This window comes from Candidatus Thiodictyon syntrophicum (assembly GCF_002813775.1).
In the GTDB taxonomy this organism is placed as follows: domain Bacteria; phylum Pseudomonadota; class Gammaproteobacteria; order Chromatiales; family Chromatiaceae; genus Thiodictyon; species Thiodictyon syntrophicum.
Map to the genome: position 1 here is coordinate 1,179,117 of NZ_CP020370.1, position 16,618 is coordinate 1,195,734.

Here is a 16,618-nt window from a genome sequence, read left to right on the forward strand (position 1 = left end):
CAGGCCAACATCGATCAGGTCCCCGGTGGTGCATCCAGCGGCGTCACCGGCCCCGGGACCGCCCCGGGAATCGGCGGTGGGGTGGCCGGAACCGGCGGCGGGGTGACCGTCGGCAGGGTGGCAAGCTCGGGAATCTGCCCGATCGGCAGCCATCCCGCGAGGCCTTCACGCCAGGCAAGCGTCGCAAACTCCAGTTGCCGGGCCGCGAGCAACTGCTGCAACTGGAGAAAGGGATAGGGACCCTGCTGCTGACCATTGAGCACGACGAAATACAGGTACTGCGGTACCACGGGGAGTACGCCAAGCGGCGGCGGCAACGAAGAAGCAAAGGCCGGCGGGGTCGGCGCGGTAGCTGGTCCAGGCGAGGCCGTTGCTCCAGTCACCACGCTGGTCGCCGATTGTGCCGCAGGCCCCAACAGGCCGACCAATCCCCCGGCCTCGAAAAAGACCGGGAGCACGACGCGCTTCATCCGCGGTTGCTCACTTTCCTGAACCTCCCAAGCATAGGCGTCCGCGTTGGAGTTCTCGACGGTAAGGCTCCACGCATCGATCTTGCCAAGCGCCTGCCGCTGGTACCCCGCGCTATCCGCGTCGCTCACCCCCTTACGCCGTGCCTTCTCACGTAGATCCCGCCCCAACTCCTCCGCGATGGCGGCCGGAAAGCCCTTCACGGGCCTTTGACTGCCCATTTCATCCGCCACCAGGCAGGGCGTGTAGACTTCCTTTGCGTAATAGTCCGACAGGACGGCCAGACACGCTAACTGCACGCCATCGAGACCGCCGAGCCTGTCATTGACATCGCCGATGATCTGTTCACGATAGGTTTCCGGCAAACCATTCAAGCGGAATGCCCGTTCATTGCCGATACGCCGACTGTCACCCCGGCTGACGGAAAAGACATACTGCCCGGGCGGAACCGTCTCCGTCCTGGTGTCCCGGACCACGACCCCGAGCATGACCCCCAGCAAATACTGATAAAAGTCGTCGGCCAAGCGATTGAGCTCGGTCGTCGACGGGGCCAGGGGATGGGTGAACTGGGTGGAGTCGCGGTGGGTGTGGAGCGGGATCTTCTCCGACTCCTTGCGATAGCTGGTCCGCCACGCCTCCATACCGCGCAGGGTGGTCAAAGGTATCCCGGACAACTCACAATAGCAGACGGCGCGGCCGGGGACGCCGGTATCGACAAAGGCCACCTGCTGCGGTGAAATCCCTACGCCGGCGGGCACCTGCGACACCAGTTCCTCCCGGAAGCGCTGCTCGTAGTCGGCCGCGTTGGCTACCCCGATATAGCACTTAAACTGATCCGGTTTAGGCTCGAAGTCCTTTCCCCAGCTTGCATCGATCCAGGGCATCGCGCGGGTGATCAACTCCGCGAACCGCCGTTGCCGCTCGATCGGACGCATGGCCTCGAGCGCGAGCAGGAGCGGATCGCTCTCGTCGGGCAACTGATGTGACAGCGCGGCGATCTGCTGTTCCGCCTTGACCCGCAACAGACCAATCAATCGTTCACGCTCTTTCGGCTCCGCGAGCATCGGAAACAGGGTCCGGGAGCCGCCGATATCGATGAAGACCTCATCGGCCCATGAGCGCAATTCCCGCATCGGCGGCAAGGGCGCATTTTCTTCCGGCGTGTCGACGAGGATATAGGTCGCATGATCCTTGCGGGTATCCTCGAGCAAGAGCTCCACCTTGCCTTCGACCGAGTCGATCATGGCCAGCACGGAGGTTCGGCCAGCCTGGAACTCTCCGACCAGCCCGCTCCAGGAGGCATCACCGCGCTCATCGATACCCTGGCGCTCGCCCAACCACTGCGAAATCCTCTTCAACAGTGCCGAGGCGTGCGAGGCAGCCGTTGCGCGCAGATGAAATTTCAGGAAATTAGAGATCTCCTGCTTGATTTGGTTCAGGATCAGGCGCGCCTGCTCCTCCTTGTTGCCGAAGCCGAACAGCCCGCTGCCCTTGGTCTGCTCCAGGTTGGTCAAGAGGCGATCGTATTCGCAACTGCGGACCACGTCGCGCAGCTCACCATAGCGCCGGGCATTGTCGGCCAAGGCCGCGATCAGGCCGGTGCCGGGATTCTCCAGGCGATCCTTGATCTGCTCGACCAACGACAGCACGTATTCCAGCCCGCCATAGTCTTTGTTGTCGAGATAGACATAGAGCTGGTCGCGAATCCTCTGCGTCGTTTCCTTGAACAACTGCGCCGCGTCATGGGTGACGCGATCCTCCGTGGTATCCGCGGTCGAGTCCTGGTCGCGAACCACGTCATGTTCCAGTTGCTTCACCGCCTCCCTGATGCACGAGCCCCAGTCATCCTTCTTGTTGGCGGAGGCGATCCGCTCGATACTCGCGGCGACCTTCTGCAGCATCCCATCGATCAATGATCCCTGCCGATCGGTCAGCAGGGTTTCGGTCATCTGATAATCGGTAAATTCCCCCCGGTTGAGCTTGGCCCGGGGGTCGCTGATCTCGGGAAAATCGGTGAATGCCCGCGGCACCAGTTGAATATACTGCGCCATGAAATCGTCGCGTTGCTTGTCGGTCGCCCGCCGCGCGCCCAGGTCCGCCATGGCGACGCCGAAAAACGCCTTGAGCATCTCCGCCGTCCAGTGGTAGGCGCGCATGTCGCGCCGGACGCCGCGCTGGGTATCCAATACCGACTGCCCGAAGGCGGAATAACCCTGGAAATAAGACAGCCGCATGTCGCCATAACGGCCGCCGGGTACGGGCGGGGTAAAGGGAAGGATCTTGTGCTGGCGCTGATTGACCGCAACGGAGCGCTTCTTGTTGGCGAAATCGATCGAGGCGAAATCCTCGAACAGCGCGTCCGCCACCATGTCATAAATGTCCTTCTGGTTGCTGGTATGCAACTGCGCGAGATTGCCCGAGTCGATCAGATACACCTCGTCGTAGGGCTTGACGCTCAGCTCCGGGCGGTCATAGGCATCCCAGCGCGTGACGAAACGCGAACCGCCCCGCATACAGGTCTCCAGTTCCATGAACGAGGCATAGCCATTGGCCTCCGTACGCTCCTTGTTGGCGCTTTGATAGCCGGTCGGCAGGAACACCATCATTTCGACATCCGCCGCGCTCACGGTGTCTCTGGCAATCCATTTGGCCAGCCAGCCCATATCCAGAAAGGAGCCGGCGCCGGTGCCCCCGGCCACTGACCCGATGACGATGATGCGGAACTTGCTCTGATCCAGATCGAGCCCCAGGGCCTTGAGTTGCGCGTCGTTGGACAGGCCGCTCTTCAGCCACACCAGCTTGGTGCGGATCTTGTCCTTTATCTTTGAATACTTATCGAAGAAATAGAGTCGCGCAATGGCGCGAATCTGACCGGCGCCCTTGGCGGGATCGATGCCCATCTCACGGATCTTCTTGGGCGTGAGCGGGGACCAATTCTCGATATAGGGATACTTCGCCAAGTCGTCATCGCTGCGACTGTAGCGCTCGATCTCGAACGCCTCCACCAGCCGGTCCTCGTCGGACAGCTTGACGGCGTCGGCGAGTGGATCGGTCCGCTGCGACTTGCCCGACTCGACCAAGGCGCCGTGGTCGAGATCGAAATGGATGAATTGGGCGACCGGAAATTCCGCCAGGGTCGAAATGCGCATCGGATGCTGTGGTGGTCCCCAGACCGCGGTGAGGATCCGGCGGCGCACCCGCAAGATGACCTCCATGCCCGTCCCGCCCACCCCGATATACAGCGTCGGGCGCAGTTTGACGATTTGCTCCGCCCGTCTGGCGCGCGCCACATTCTCTTGCTCTGCCATGCTCGCCCTCCAATTCGTCGGGATGTTTCGCTCAACCTAAAATCCACAGATGGACACAGATGAACACAGATTTTCTTCGAATTGTTATGCGCTTACCGCTATTGTCGCAATCACCGGCGAGGCGGTCCCCGGCCAAGCGTAAGTCAATGAATTATCTGTGATAATCTGTGTTTATCTGTGGATGAATGCTCTTGCTAGGCTCAAGTTCTTACCGGCGTCCGGTCATCAGCATCAAGATCAAGGCCAACAAGGCGACGCCCACAAAGCCCGCGATGTAGATCGGCGCCAGAAAGCGCTCCTGATCGACGACCGCCAGGACGCCGCCGGTCGCGAGGCTTGTCAGCAGTATAAACAGCCACCAACCCGAGGCATTGGCCGAGCGCGGTGCGACCCGCTTGCCTACCAGCATATTGGCATAACCGGTCTTGGCAAAGAAAAAGGCAATGACCAGCACCAGCCAAACACCGCCGCCGATCGCCAGATCGCGCGGCCCGGTATCGGCCTTGACCCCACCGGATGGATTGATCGCGGGGACCGTGGTCAGGGTCGCGGCGGTGGGCGCCGCCTGGCTGGCCCCCGGCAGGGCCGTTGTCGTTGCAGCCGATAGGGCCGGCGGCTGGGTGTTGGGATCGGGCAGTTTGAAGCCCTTCGAGTCCGGTCTGGCCGCCGTGTTGGCCGTTGCCGGTTTCGCGGCCTGCCCTTGATGGCCGGCGCCGCCTTCAGGTGTCGTCGATTTTTCCGCCATGGTCGTTCCCCTTATGGATAAAGAGACGGCAGCGAGAATTCCGGAAAGCCGGGAAGCCGCGCGATCCGTCTTGCACGTCAGGGTGCCTAGTATAAGGCCATCGGTCGAGACTCCGGGAAGCTCCCGCTCGTCAGGTAGATGGGTGGGCCTTGGGGCCTCGATCATTGTCCCGGCCAAGGTGCCAACCGCAAGGTCTCCGGTCCGCACAGCGGACCCTAGGGTCCCGCTCCCATAGGGTCCGCTGTGCGGACCGATCGCCCGCGAGCGTGCCTATGATCAAGGCGCGATCCTTATTGGGTCACCTCAACACGGTGCCCTTCCTTGGGGTCGAGAATCTCGACACCGGTGAGGCCGCGCCGGACCCCGGCAACGCGGTCCCCCGCGGCGCAATACAATTCCTGTCGTTGGAACGGCTTGAGCCGGCAGGTCTGCACCTGGCCGTCGACCCTGATGTGATAGTCTCGCGGCCTGGTGAAGAAGCCCAGCGCGAACAGGATCAACCCCAGGCCCAGGAGCAAGGCGGCCCCGATGATGATCAGGGGGTAAAGCGGATAGTTGATGCGAATCAGCAAGGGAATGCTGACCCGCGATGCGAGGGTGTCTTGAGGCGGCACGAATACCTCGGAGATCGGATCGCCGGGAAAGAGTGCGTTCAGGTCTTGCCGAAACGTATCAGATAACGCGAGGCGTTGATTGTTGAGCGTGATCTCGACCGTACCCTCCATCTGGATGCGCTTTCCCAAGGAACTCATGGCTTTGGCTGACCAGATAGAGGGTATCTGGGCCAGCGGAATGGGCAGCGAGACCCTGACCACCTCTTGAGCCCCGGGTTGCAGCCGGCTGACGGCGGGCGGGTCGACGGACAACGGGCCCTGCCAGGACCCGACCGTAAATCGCGCCGCGATGTCAGCGGCTTCGATAATATACGGATAAAACAGGTTCTCCAGCGAGGCGACGATCTCGACGCGGGGCTGTTCCCGGGAGGCAACCACGTCCAAGAGCACCGTTGCCTGATCGGCGGCCATCCCGACAGTGATTGCGGATTCGTTCCTGATTTCCCGCGGCAGCAGGCGGACCGAGTCCCGGTCCAACGGCTTGAGCCGCGCCGGTTGCTCGGTAAAGACCTTGGCCGTCCGGCCGCTCTGAATCAAGTGGCGCAGGGCCGCGTCGGCCTCCTGCCCATAGGCCAGCGCATAGACCATGAGCCCGCCGGCCTGATAGACCCGCCCCTTGACTGCCATCCCCAATGGGAACACGACGGTCCTGGCGATCGTCGGCTCAATATGCACCAATTCGTAAAACTCGCGATTGCGCGCGAGCGTTTCAGGGTCATTGTGCGGGCTGTTCCTGTTGTTGGTGAAGATCCAGATAATTCCTGGTCGCCCCAGGAATTGCTCAACGATGGTCTTGGTCACTGCCTCCTGAAAATCGGTATCGGTCAAGGCACCGGATTTCGGCTTCTTTGCGACTGTGACGGCGGCGATGACATCCTCCAGGGGCGGTCCGGCAGCGCCGCTGGAAAAGATCAGCTCCGGTGACTGGTGGTCGCCGAACGATTGGTTGAATACCGACACAAAGACCTTCTCGTCCGGACTGGTCACGGCATGAAAGACGGCCAGCACCAGGGGCTTGAACTGGGACCTGGGATCGGTATAAAAAGGCTCCATCCATCCCGAATTCTGGATAAGAAATGCCTGCTGCATCGGCGCTGCGGCCGGGGCCTGCGAGCCGAGCATGGCCAACAGGAGCAGCAGGCCCAGGGGCAGGGTCTTGGCCTTTTGCTTTGGCGTCAGCAAGACAGGAGCTCCCAGCCGGGAATCGATTGATCGAAATCCGGGTGATAAAGGTAAAGATGCCGGTGATAAACGAAGGCGCGCATCCGCCAGGGGTGCGTCAGCTTTCTCATGAAAAAGCTCACGTCTGCATCCTGCATAATGAGCGCAAACTCGGCGGCATGTTTCGCGTTGCTGTTGAAAAGGCTCTCGGCCCCCTGATTCCAAGGGATGCGGACGCAGAATGCCGACTTGTTGGGGGACTCCAGGAGCGGCGCCACAATATGACGGGACCCGGGGTCTGCGACATTCTCAGGATCGAGCCATGGATGGCTGCGCAGTTGCGTTTCGAGCGCAAAGTTGATCGTGCCCGAACCGAAGCGGGGGCTGGCGGTCTCCTGGCGCTCGGGTTGAGCGCTCGCCAGGGTCATGTAGAGATAACGCCCCTGTTGCTGATCAAAACCGAGCTGCCACAAGACCCCGTCGCGGGCGCGATAGGGGCTGCCGAACTGAAAACAGGGCTGGAATCCCGCGGGCCAAGGCAGAAAAGACATGGTCGGCTTGCCGGTGATATCGGCGAATTTGAGGATCAGTTGACCAAGACGGCTGAGCCAGATCACCTGGCGGCGATCAACCAGCGCGGTAGTGAATGGCTCAGCGAGCGATTCGCGCGGCAGGTCCAGTTGCTCGACACGGGAGGGGTTTGCGGTATCGATGCGCAGCAGCCCACCCTTGTCCTCGCCTAGTGTGATGGGGACAAATACGTTCTTGCCTTGGAAACACACCGGGGGGCCGACGCAGCGTCCCGGGTACAGGCGCAGGTCATAGGTGAAGTCGAGGATGTCGAGGTCGAGCGCCGCCAGTCCATAATCGGTGGGGAGAAAAAACGCCTGCTTGCCGGGGTCCGGGCAGGCCAGACCCCAGTGGCCGGTCTTCAGGGAGGACTCGGGCAGCAATTGATGCTTGGCTCGCAGTTCCACCCACTGCTGCTGCGGGTCGCGGAAGATATACAAGAGTCCTCGCCGCGGCTCGATGGCCAACAATGAAGGACGACAGGAGGACAGGTTGCCGACGAGAAAATGGTAGTCGCCCGGGGGCGGCAAAGGGAGCGAAACACTCGGGTCCTGCTGGGACCTCAGGGTCTTGGGCAAGGCCAGATCGACGTGGGTTTGGCGCAGCCCGGGCATCCCCATGAAGTCCGGCGTCTGTCCGCCGCCGAACGGGGGCAACCAGCTTTCCTGGTGCGCCCGCGTGGGTTCGGGCAGGGGCGCGCCCGTGAGCGGGGAGTAACGGAACATCCCGGGGTAGAGGACCGTTGCGTTTGCCTCCCGGCACAGACGCGCGCCGACGAGTTCGGCCGTCTCGGGCGTGCTGTACTGGTCCTGTGTCGGCCCTAAGCCATTGTACTGGGCCAGCCTGAATGCGCCGGTGCCCGGGTCTTTGGTCCAGGTTTCGCTGTGGCCATCAGGGTAGTCAAGGTCCCATGTTTCCATTTCTCAACATTCACTCTGATGGTGTAGCCGAATCGCCCAGACCCAGGTCCTCAGCACCGGCGCCGGTTCCGCGGGGGCCTGGAAGGGAAAAGGCACTATGCCGAGATAGTTAAAGTATTCGGTGGACTGGATTTCGTCAAGCGGGCTTAGGGGCTCGGGTGCGATCCAAACTGATGTGGTCGCGCAGACGACGGGTGGATAAGCGCAGCGCATCCACCAGCGCCGCCGAAGCCTTGGCCGGTGGATGTTGCCCGCCCAAGCGCGGTGCCCGGCCCGCGGGGCCTTGATCGTCGTTGCGGCCGGCAGCGGCAGGAAGGAGGTCTTACGGGGGCGGCCCCGAACCGCACAATGAGCGCGAAACCAAGACATTTTGACAAGATTAACAAGATTTACAAGATGTTATTTGTCTTCAATCTTGTAAATCTTGTTAGTCTTGTCAAGAAATTCCGCAATCGCTCAGGGTCGCGGCCAGCACCATGATCAAGGCCGCCCGCGGCACGGCCTTGATCATCATTGTCGACCAGCGGCGTTCGGTCCGCACAGCGGACCCTACGGGCTCACATGCAGCACCGGACCAAGAGACGGGCGGGCGCGCCTGCCGCGGCAAGCGGGGAGGGGGACGCGGGGCGCGACGCCAACCGCCGCGGGCCCTCCCGAGCGCTCGCGGCGCAGAGCGCCCGACACAGGGGTGACACCGCTGGAGCGGTGTCACCAGAAGCGGGGGGTTGCACATCCCCGGCCCCCCGCGGTGCCTGACCGCCCGCGCCTCCCGCTCGCTACCGCTCGCTCCTTGCGCGGGCAGTCCGGCCCCGCTACCTACCGGCTTGCCTTCTCCCGGCCGGGGTGGGGACCTAGGGCAAGCCGGAAACCGAAGTAGCGGGAGCGGCGGCCGGGGTCGTGGCGGTTGCGGTACGCAGAGCGCAGGAGCAGCGCCTCGCCGGCCCAACAGCCGCCGCGCAGCACACGCCTCACGCCTGTGGTATCTACCCAGGGGCGACCGTCCATGGGGGCGCCTTGATAGTCCTTGTGCAAATTGTCCTGCACCCACTCGTAGACGTTTCCGTGCATATCGTATAGGCCCCAGGGGTTGGCCCGCTTTTCGCCGACCGGGTGGGTCTTATCTCCAGCGTTTCCACCAAACCAGGCGTAGTCGCCCGTGGCCTTCTCATCATCGCCGAATGACCAAGGGGTTTGGGTACCGGCGCGGGCGGCATATTTCCATTCGGCCTCGCTGGGCAGCCGATAGGGCTTGGCGGTCTTGCGGCTGAGCCAGGTCACATAGTGCTGGGCGTCGTCCCAGGAGACATTGATGACCGGGCGTCGGCCCCGGCCCCAGCCCTCGTCGCCGGGTTTCTGGGTGCAACCGCCGTCGGCGGCACAGGCGTCCCATTCGTCAAAGGTCACTTCGTATTTGCCCAATTCAAACGCGGCGACCTGAACCCAATGGGCCGGTTTCTCGTTGGCCTCGCAGCCCTGCTCGCCCTCCTGGCAGCCCATCGAGAAGCGGCCGGCGGGGATCGGGACCATGGTCGGGGTGGGCGTCGGTTGCGCGCTGATGGTGTCCGGCATGTAGTGGTAGGTGACGAGGACCAGTAGGATCAGGCCAGTCACGAGCGCCGTCGGCCAGAACCCAGGGCTCCGTCGAGTTCACCCGTAGCCCCTTGAGCTTGTGACCGATGTTCGCAGAACTGGATTTTCGGCCCGAAATGTCTTACAACAGTCGGCATGGCCGAAATTCCTTGCCAGTCCTGCCGCCCCGCGTCGGAGTTACTCCGGCGTCTGGAGGTCCGCCTGATCCTGCCCGGGGAGCGGGACGCGTGGGATGCGCTGGTCGAGGCGCATCATTACCTGGGCCTACGCTCGTTATTCGGCAAGACCTTACGCTACGTTGCCACGCTTGATGGGTGCTGGCTGGCGCTGCTCGGCTGGCAGGCGGCGGCGCTCAAGTGCGCGGCCCGCGATGCCTGGATCGGTTGGCCGCGGGTGCTGCACTATCAACGCCTGCATCTGCTGGCCAACAACGCCCGGTTCTTGATCCTCCCCGCCACCGGGCGCGTCCCTAATCTGGCCTCGCGCATCCTGGCGCTGAACCTGCGGCGCCTGTCCGACGATTGGCTGCGCGTCCATGGTCACCGCCTGTTGCTGGCCGAGACCTTCGTCGATCCAACGCGTTTTACCGGTGCCTGTTACCGCGCCGCCAACTGGCAGGTGGTCGGCACCACGCGCGGCTTTGCGCGCTGCAACGGCCGCTATACCCCCCATGGCGAACCCAAGCAGGCACTCGTCTATCCGTTGCACCCACGCGCCCGGGCGCTGTTGTGCGCCCCCGTGCTACCCGCCCCTTGGAGCACGCCAATGCAATCCGTCACCCTGACCACGGCCCAGATGCAGGACCTGCAGCAGCGTCTGCGCGCGCTGCCCGATCGGCGCCGTCCGCGCGGTAAACGCCATCCCCAGGCCACGGTGTTGAGCATCGGCCTCGCCGCCGTACTCGCCGGCAACCGCGGCTATACCGCGCTCGCCGAGTGGGCAGCGCGCCTGACCCAGGCCCAACTCAAGCGTCTACACGCCCGCTACAATCCCCGCACCGAGCGCTTCGAGCCACCCTCCGAGCCGACCTTGCGCCGCGTCCTGCAAGCCAGCGACGTTGCCGCCATTGATGCCACCTTGAGTGACTGGCTGCTCGGCCTCGTCGCTGCCGACGATGCCGTGGCCGTCGATGGTAAGGCCCTGCGCGGGGCGGTGCGCCCCGACGGCACCCAGGTGCATCTGCTCAGCGCGTTCCTCCAAGATCAGGGCGTGACCGTGGCGCAGCGCGAGATCCCGGCCAAGACCAACGAGATCCCGGAGCTCAAACCGCTGCTCGCACCCTTGGACCTCACGGGACGGGTGGTCACCGCCGATGCGCTGCATACCCAACGCGAGACCGCGCGCTTCCTGGTCGAGGAGAAACAGGCCCACTATTTTTTCACGGTCAAAGAAAATCAGCCCACCCTCTATGCCGACCTCAGCGCCCTGACCGAGGCGCATTTCCCCCCTCTGCACCACGACCCTCGATAAGGGCCATGGGCGCCTGGAGCAGCGCCGCTTGATGGCCTCCACGGCCCTCAACGACTACGTCAACTTCCCCCACGTCGCCCAGGTCTGTCGCATCGAACGCGCCGTCACCGAACTCACGTCGGGCAAGCAACGCGACGAGACGGTGTTCGCCGTGACCAGCCTGCCACCGCAGTTGGCCGACCCGCCGCGACTCCTGCAACTCAACCGCGGCCACTGGGGCATCGAGAACCGCTCCCATTATGTCCGCGACGTCACCTTCGACGAGGATCGCTCGCGCGTGCGCGTCGGCCACGGACCGGCCATCATGGCCAGCCTGCGCAACTTCGCCATCGCCTTGGCTCGTCTGCACGGCTTTACCAATATCGCCAGCGCCCTGCGCGCCTTCGCTCACCAACCGCGCCGGGCCCTGGCCGCCATCGGCGTCTGACACCCGACGCCGCTGACGCTGACGCACGGCCGCTCCGGCGGAGGCTGGCGCTCGCCTGCGCCCGCGCACTTCCCCTTCGCGCGCCTCGCCCAACCCCGCGATCGTCTTCGCCAGATCTACCGCCCGACCGTCACCCGCGCGCTTCGCATCGCCCGAGGCCCCCGCCGCTACGTCAAGCCCCCGGACTTTGACGGGACCCTGGGCCAGAACCAGTGCCGCTGGACTTTTTCATCAGTCCGGCCAGATCCCGCCTCGTATTCGTCGCGGCCGGGGGCCGCTCCTACGGCGTAGGAGCGGCCCCCAGCCGCGACGGGTTGCCGCATCGCAGCGACGCCGGCCAATGCGGTTCGGGCGCCGTCGGGTACGGGTCGGGGTGTGGCGACCGGCTTTGGCCTTGGCACGGGGTTGCGCGGGCGCGGGAGCTGGGGCTCAGGGATGACCGGCGCGACACTTGGGTCGATCATCCGCCCTGCCAGTATTTCTTCCAGCCGGCTTGCGATCCGATCAACCGGCTTGGGCGCGGCCCGGATCGGTACCGTCTCCGGCGCAGGCATCGACGCCCGCGCTGCCATGGCAGCAAGCGATTGCGCCTTGCCGCAGAACGGACAGTACTCGGTCGCCCAACCCAGGGGCTGGCTGCAATATCGGCATACCAACATCAGTTCAATCCCTGCCGTACTGGGAGCGCCGCACCCCAGTGCGGCGCGCGCTCACAGGCGACCGCGGCGTTGCGCGTTGCCGATAGACCGGGCCGCACTGGGGTGCGGCGCTCCCAGTGGAGGGTCAGCCCCCGGCGGCGTTCGCCTTCGCCCGATAGCGAATGGACGAGACCAGGGCGAGCAGGATGAAGCCGACGCCGATCAACCCGGTGATCACCTCGGAGACGTGGTAGACGATCCCGGCCAGCATGATGGCCGCGAGCGCGCCGATGGCGTAGTGGGCACCGTGCTCGAGGAAGACGTATTCATCCAGGGTGCCTTTGCGCACCAGGTGTACGGTGAGTGAGCGCACGAACATGGCGCCGATGGCCAAGCCGAGCATGATGACGACGACATCGCGGGTGATGGCGAAGGCACCGATGACCCCATCGAAGGAGAAGGATGCGTCGAGCACTTCGAGGTAAAGGAAGCCGGCTACACCGTTGCGCTTGGCGACCGCCACCGCGGCGTCACCGGCCTCCTCGCTTTCGAAGAGGCCGTCGATGCTGCTGACGGCGATAAAGAGGATGACGCCGCCGACGCCGGCCACTAGCATGGTCAGGCGGGCCATGGCATCGAGGGGGAGCAGGTATTGCAGGACGAAGAGCATCAGCAGTGCCGTCATCACCGCAATGGCGTCGAGCTTGCCGAGCCGGGACAGGCGCTCTTCCACCCAGCCGAGCCAGTGCAGTTCCCGGCTCTCGTCGAAGATGAAGGAGAGGAAGACCAGCATCAGGAACATGCCGCCGAAGGCGGCGATGCCGACATGGCTCTCCTGCAGGTGGCGGGCATATTCGTCGGGGCTCTTGAGGGCCATCGTGGCGACATCGATCACGCCGAGTCCGGTGGCGATGGTCACGATCAGGAGCGGAAACAGGAGCCGCATTCCGAAGACGGCAATGAGTATGCCGACGGTAAGAAAGATCTGTTGCCACTTTTCTTCCATGTCCTTCAGCACGCCGGCATTCACCACCGCGTTATCGAAGGAGAGGCTGACTTCCATGACGCCGAGGATGGCGGTGAGGAGGACGGCGGCGACCAGGCCTTGTCCGGACTCGAGGCCCCAGTAGCCGGCCAGCGCGAGGCATACAAGGGTGACGACGAAGGAGATACGAAAATCTTTCATTAAACCATCCTGAGTGTTTTTTTGGGGGCGGTTCACAAATAAGTGGAACAATCCCATTAGGGACTGCCTATAGCGCTATCTTCGTTGTCGTTGTCGTTGTCGTTGTCGTAATCGAGGCTATCGTAGCGCCCCGGACTCTCTCGCACCCCAAAGTGCATCGCTTCTCCGATTACGACAACGACAACGACGCCCAGCCCCAGAAGTTGCCGCGGCTCGGCGGGTACGCGATGCGTACCCTACGGGATCGGCGTCAACACATCAGTTCTGATGCTAGACCCCGTAATCGCGAGCGAGACCGGCCAGACCGTCCGCGTAGCCGGCCCCTACGGCCTTGAACTTCCATTCGGCCTCACGGCGGTAGAGTTCGCCGAAGACCAGCGCGGTCTCGGTGGAGAAGTCCTCGCTCAGATCGAAGCGCATCAGCTCGGCACCGCTCGCCTCGTCCACCGCGCGGATGTAGGCGTTGGCGACCTGGCCGAAGTTCTGCTTGCGGGTATCGGCATCGTAGATGGTGGCGGCAAAGACGATCTTGGCCGCCTCGGCCGGCAGTTTGACGAGATCGACCTCGATCACCTCGTCGTCCCCCTCGCCGGCACCGCTGCGGTTGTCGCCGCGGTGGATCACGGCCTTCTCCGGTGTCTCCAGGTTGTTGAAGAAGACAAAGTACGGCTGGGAGAGGACCTTGCCGCTCTCGCCGACGACCGCCGCGACCGCGTCCAGATCGAAGGCGGCGCCGTCGGTGCTGCGGGCGTCCCAGCCCAGGCCGAAGCGGATCTTGCTGATCCCCGGGGCCTCTTTGGTCAGTGAAACGTTGCCGCCCTTGGTCAGATTGACTGGCATGTGTGCGATCTCCATTGGTTCGACCGCGGTGCGGTCGTGGTTGATTGAACTCAGAAAAAGGAGTTTTAGCCGCAAATGAACGCAAATTGACGCAAATAATCAGAGACTTGGCGTTTGCTGCATGTTCGCCGTCCGGGTGACGCCCGCGACAATGCCAATCAGCAGGTCTATTTGCGCTTATTTGCGTTCATTTGCGGCCAAATACTCTTCTTAGGTCAAATGGCCCGCCACGATCGGTCGGGCCGGAAAAAGGACGTCGGCAGCGTCTCCGCGGGTCCGCGGCCTGCACCGTCAGACCGTGACGCCGTACTGCCGTGCCATGGGTGCCAGACCGCCGGCATAGCCTTGGCCGATGGCATTGAACTTCCATTCGGCGCCGTTGCGATAGAGTTCGGCGAACACCATCGCGGTCTCGGTCGAGTATTCCTCCCCGAGATCGAAGCGCACGACCTCGGCGCCGGTGTCCTTGTTGACGAGCCGGATATAGGCGTTGCCCACCTGACCGAAGTTCTGCTTGCGGGCGTCCGCCTCATGGATGGTGACGGTGAAGACGATCTTCGCGACGTCCGCGGGCACCCGGTCGAGGTAGACATAGACCACCTCGTCATCACCGTCGCCGGCCCCGGAGCGGTTGTCGCCGGTATGCTCGACCGAGCCGCAGGTGGACTTCAACTGGTTATAGAAGATGAAATCGGTGTCACCGCGGACCTTCCCCGACGCGGCGACCAGGAAGGCCGAGGCGTCCAGGTCGAACTCGGCACCGTCGGTCGCACGCGGGTCCCAGCCCAGCCCCACATGGACACTCTTGAGTCCGGGCGCGGCCTTGTCCAGCGAGACCCGCCCACCCTTTTGCAGTGAAACGGCCATGATCGGTTGCTCCTCTAACGCGAATGAAGAATGTTCGACGCCGGCGCGCCGGTTTGGTTCAGCCTGTTTGCCCTACCGGCCTATTTGCTGCCGGCCTTCCACTGGAAGCCGAAACGGTAGGCCTCGTCGACCTGCTGGTGTCCGGCGAAATACTCCACCAGTTTGGTCACGCGAATCCGTCCGCCATCGTTCTCGAGCAGCGCAATCGCGCACATGCCCTTGCCGGTCGCGTGCTCATCGAGCGCAACCACCAGCTCGGGCGATCCGGGTGCCTTGAGCGTCACGACCGCGTTGGCGGCGGCCCAGTTCGGGGCGCCCTCGTAGATGTAGGCGTAGATGAGGACGCGTTTGAGATCGCTCCACCGCTCGCCGTTGATCAACAGGGTCTCGCCGGAGTCGGATTCGCCGGTGCGATCGTCCCCGAGCAGCTTCGCAAAGGGTGCCGCGTCGAGGCGACCGAAGCGCTTGCCAAGGGCCTGAATCACGTCCTTGTCGCCGTTGGCCTGCTCGACCATGCACCCCAGGTCCAGGTCGATACCGCCGCTGCTGCCCCCGAAGAACCCGCGCTTGACCTGACCGCGGGTCCAGTTGAGGTTGACATCGATCTGCCCGAACCCCTTGGCGGGCTTCTCCAGTGAGATCGGCTCACGCTTCTTCAGGTTGATGCGCGAGGGCGCGGCAGCCGCGGCCGGGGGCGCCGCCGCGGGCGGACGCGCCGCCGGTGGTGGTGCGGGCGGTGGCGCCGCCTCGCTCACATCGACGCCATAGTTGCGGGCGAGCGGGGCCAGTCCGCCGGCGAACCCCTGACCCAAGGCACGCAGTTTCCAGGCACCGTTGCGCAGATACAGTTCCCCCATGATCAGCGCGCTCTCGGCCATGCCTCCGGTCGCGACCGGGAACTGCAGGTCGACCCCCTGACCCGTCAGGGTCAGGCGCAGCGCCCGAAACTGCGCGAAGGCGTGCAGCCCGGCCACGCCCTGATCGATGCTCAATGCGACCACGACCCGCTCGATCCCGCCCGGCAGTCGGCCGGGCTCGATCTGGAAGCTGGCGGCGACCGGATCGAGCCGCACGGCACCGGCGGGATCGCTCGGGCTGCCGTAGAAGACGAAGCCGCCGTCCCCCGACACCCGGCCCGCGGCATCGAGCAGAAAGGCGCTGACATCCAGGCTCGCGGCCTGGTTGGGCGGGTCACAGGTCAGGGCCAGACGCAACGCGCCCGTGCCGACGGGCGCGTTCTGGCCGGATTGAAGCTCCATTGGGGTCACCTCAGAGGTAGCGGCCGATCAACGGCATCAGATCATTGAAGGTGCGGCCCGCGCCCTTCTCGCCGATCGCCTGCAGGTTCCAGGCGCCGTTTTCGCGGTATAGTTTGGCCATCACCATGCCGGTGTGATCGGCCCCGTCGAGCGACAGGTCGAAGCGGGCCAGTTCCTTGTTTCCGGCGGCGTCCAACAGGCGGCAGCGGGCGTTGGGAATGCCCTCGAAGCTGTCGTTGAGGAATGAATTCACGGTGAAGATCAACACATCGACGGCGGCCGGGAGCTTGCCCAAGTCGACGCTGATCCGTTCGTTGTCGTCGCTACCGCCGCCCGCGCGGTCATCGCCGGTGTGACGGACGGCCCCACACTGACTCTGCAATTGCCGGAACCATACGTTGTCGGTCAGCACTCTGGCCGCGAACAGCAGGCAGGAGGCGTCGAGATCGACCTCGACCTCCGATGATCCGAAGAATCCCTTCTTCTTGCGCTTGCCCCATCCCAGACCCAGCACGACGCGCGCCAAGCCGGGGCCGCCGGTCTTCTCCAACGAGA

The 16,618-nt window shown here is 63.9% G+C and carries 12 protein-coding genes; 2 read left to right on the forward strand and 10 right to left on the reverse strand.

Going from position 1 to position 16,618, the window contains the following annotated elements; genetic code table 11:
• Window positions 1-14: 14 nt before the first annotated feature.
• The 5 genes from THSYN_RS05195 to THSYN_RS05215 form a co-directional block, all read right to left on the reverse strand.
• A complete protein-coding gene (locus tag THSYN_RS05195) occupies window positions 15-3,776 on the reverse strand; it encodes a tubulin-like doman-containing protein (protein ID WP_100918195.1) in 3,762 nt (1,253 codons plus the stop codon).
• A 208-nt stretch (window positions 3,777-3,984) separates the two neighbouring features.
• The gene (locus THSYN_RS05200; RefSeq protein ID WP_157817467.1) at window positions 3,985-4,686 is read right to left on the reverse strand and encodes a hypothetical protein; all 702 of its coding nucleotides are present in this window, start codon (window positions 4,684-4,686) and stop codon (window positions 3,985-3,987) included.
• A 125-nt stretch (window positions 4,687-4,811) separates the two neighbouring features.
• A complete protein-coding gene (locus tag THSYN_RS05205; RefSeq protein ID WP_100918197.1) occupies window positions 4,812-6,317 on the reverse strand; it encodes a hypothetical protein in 1,506 nt (501 codons plus the stop codon).
• The gene (locus tag THSYN_RS05210; RefSeq protein WP_100918198.1) at window positions 6,311-7,786 is read right to left on the reverse strand and encodes a hypothetical protein; all 1,476 of its coding nucleotides are present in this window, start codon (window positions 7,784-7,786) and stop codon (window positions 6,311-6,313) included. Before THSYN_RS05210 ends, THSYN_RS05205 begins: the two co-directional genes overlap by 7 nt.
• An 816-nt stretch (window positions 7,787-8,602) precedes the next feature.
• Entirely contained in the window at window positions 8,603-9,397 is a 795-nt protein-coding gene (locus tag THSYN_RS05215) for a formylglycine-generating enzyme family protein (protein ID WP_100918199.1), read from the reverse strand.
• A 114-nt stretch (window positions 9,398-9,511) separates the two neighbouring features.
• Between THSYN_RS05215 and THSYN_RS05220 the strand changes: the two genes are divergently transcribed.
• Both THSYN_RS05220 and THSYN_RS36555 read left to right on the forward strand, forming a co-directional pair.
• Window positions 9,512-10,846 carry an ISAs1 family transposase gene (locus THSYN_RS05220; RefSeq protein WP_216644545.1) on the forward strand — a complete coding sequence of 445 codons (1,335 nt, stop codon included), beginning with the start codon at window positions 9,512-9,514 and terminating at the stop codon, window positions 10,844-10,846.
• Between the two features lie 31 nt (window positions 10,847-10,877).
• Window positions 10,878-11,273: a hypothetical protein gene (locus tag THSYN_RS36555; protein ID WP_100917962.1), complete on the forward strand. Its 396-nt coding sequence runs from the start codon at window positions 10,878-10,880 to the stop codon at window positions 11,271-11,273.
• Window positions 11,274-12,056: 783 nt separating this feature from the next.
• Here the strand turns inward: THSYN_RS36555 and THSYN_RS05230 are convergent.
• The 5 genes from THSYN_RS05230 to THSYN_RS05250 all read right to left on the reverse strand — a co-directional run bounded on the left by THSYN_RS05230 (window position 12,057) and on the right by THSYN_RS05250 (window position 16,613).
• Window positions 12,057-13,097 carry a DUF475 domain-containing protein gene (locus THSYN_RS05230; protein ID WP_100918200.1) on the reverse strand — a complete coding sequence of 347 codons (1,041 nt, stop codon included), beginning with the start codon at window positions 13,095-13,097 and terminating at the stop codon, window positions 12,057-12,059.
• Window positions 13,098-13,367: 270 nt separating this feature from the next.
• Window positions 13,368-13,937, reverse strand: coding sequence for a TerD family protein (locus THSYN_RS05235; RefSeq protein WP_100922307.1), 570 nt, complete (start codon window positions 13,935-13,937; stop codon window positions 13,368-13,370).
• 291 nt (window positions 13,938-14,228) lie between these two features.
• A complete protein-coding gene (locus THSYN_RS05240; protein ID WP_100918201.1) occupies window positions 14,229-14,804 on the reverse strand; it encodes a TerD family protein in 576 nt (191 codons plus the stop codon).
• A gap of 80 nt (window positions 14,805-14,884) precedes the next feature.
• Entirely contained in the window at window positions 14,885-16,063 is a 1,179-nt protein-coding gene (locus tag THSYN_RS05245; protein WP_100918202.1) for a TerD family protein, read from the reverse strand.
• 10 nt (window positions 16,064-16,073) lie between these two features.
• The gene (locus tag THSYN_RS05250; RefSeq protein ID WP_236848800.1) at window positions 16,074-16,613 is read right to left on the reverse strand and encodes a TerD family protein; all 540 of its coding nucleotides are present in this window, start codon (window positions 16,611-16,613) and stop codon (window positions 16,074-16,076) included.
• Between the last annotated feature and the right edge of the window lie 5 nt (window positions 16,614-16,618).

Excerpts from the sequence above, each read along its gene's own strand:
- THSYN_RS05195 (WP_100918195.1), bottom strand. The coding sequence starts at position 3,776 with ATGGCAGAGCAAGAGAATGTGGCGCGCGCCAGACGGGCGGAGCAAATC.
- THSYN_RS05200 (WP_157817467.1), bottom strand. The coding sequence starts at position 4,686 with ATGATCGAGGCCCCAAGGCCCACCCATCTACCTGACGAGCGGGAGCTT.
- THSYN_RS05210 (WP_100918198.1), bottom strand. The coding sequence starts at position 7,786 with ATGGAAACATGGGACCTTGACTACCCTGATGGCCACAGCGAAACCTGG.
- THSYN_RS05220 (WP_216644545.1), top strand. The coding sequence starts at position 9,512 with ATGGCCGAAATTCCTTGCCAGTCCTGCCGCCCCGCGTCGGAGTTACTC.
- THSYN_RS36555 (WP_100917962.1), top strand. The coding sequence starts at position 10,878 with ATGGCCTCCACGGCCCTCAACGACTACGTCAACTTCCCCCACGTCGCC.
- THSYN_RS05230 (WP_100918200.1), bottom strand. The coding sequence starts at position 13,097 with ATGAAAGATTTTCGTATCTCCTTCGTCGTCACCCTTGTATGCCTCGCG.
- THSYN_RS05235 (WP_100922307.1), bottom strand. The coding sequence starts at position 13,937 with ATGCCAGTCAATCTGACCAAGGGCGGCAACGTTTCACTGACCAAAGAG.
- THSYN_RS05240 (WP_100918201.1), bottom strand. The coding sequence starts at position 14,804 with ATGGCCGTTTCACTGCAAAAGGGTGGGCGGGTCTCGCTGGACAAGGCC.
- THSYN_RS05245 (WP_100918202.1), bottom strand. The coding sequence starts at position 16,063 with ATGGAGCTTCAATCCGGCCAGAACGCGCCCGTCGGCACGGGCGCGTTG.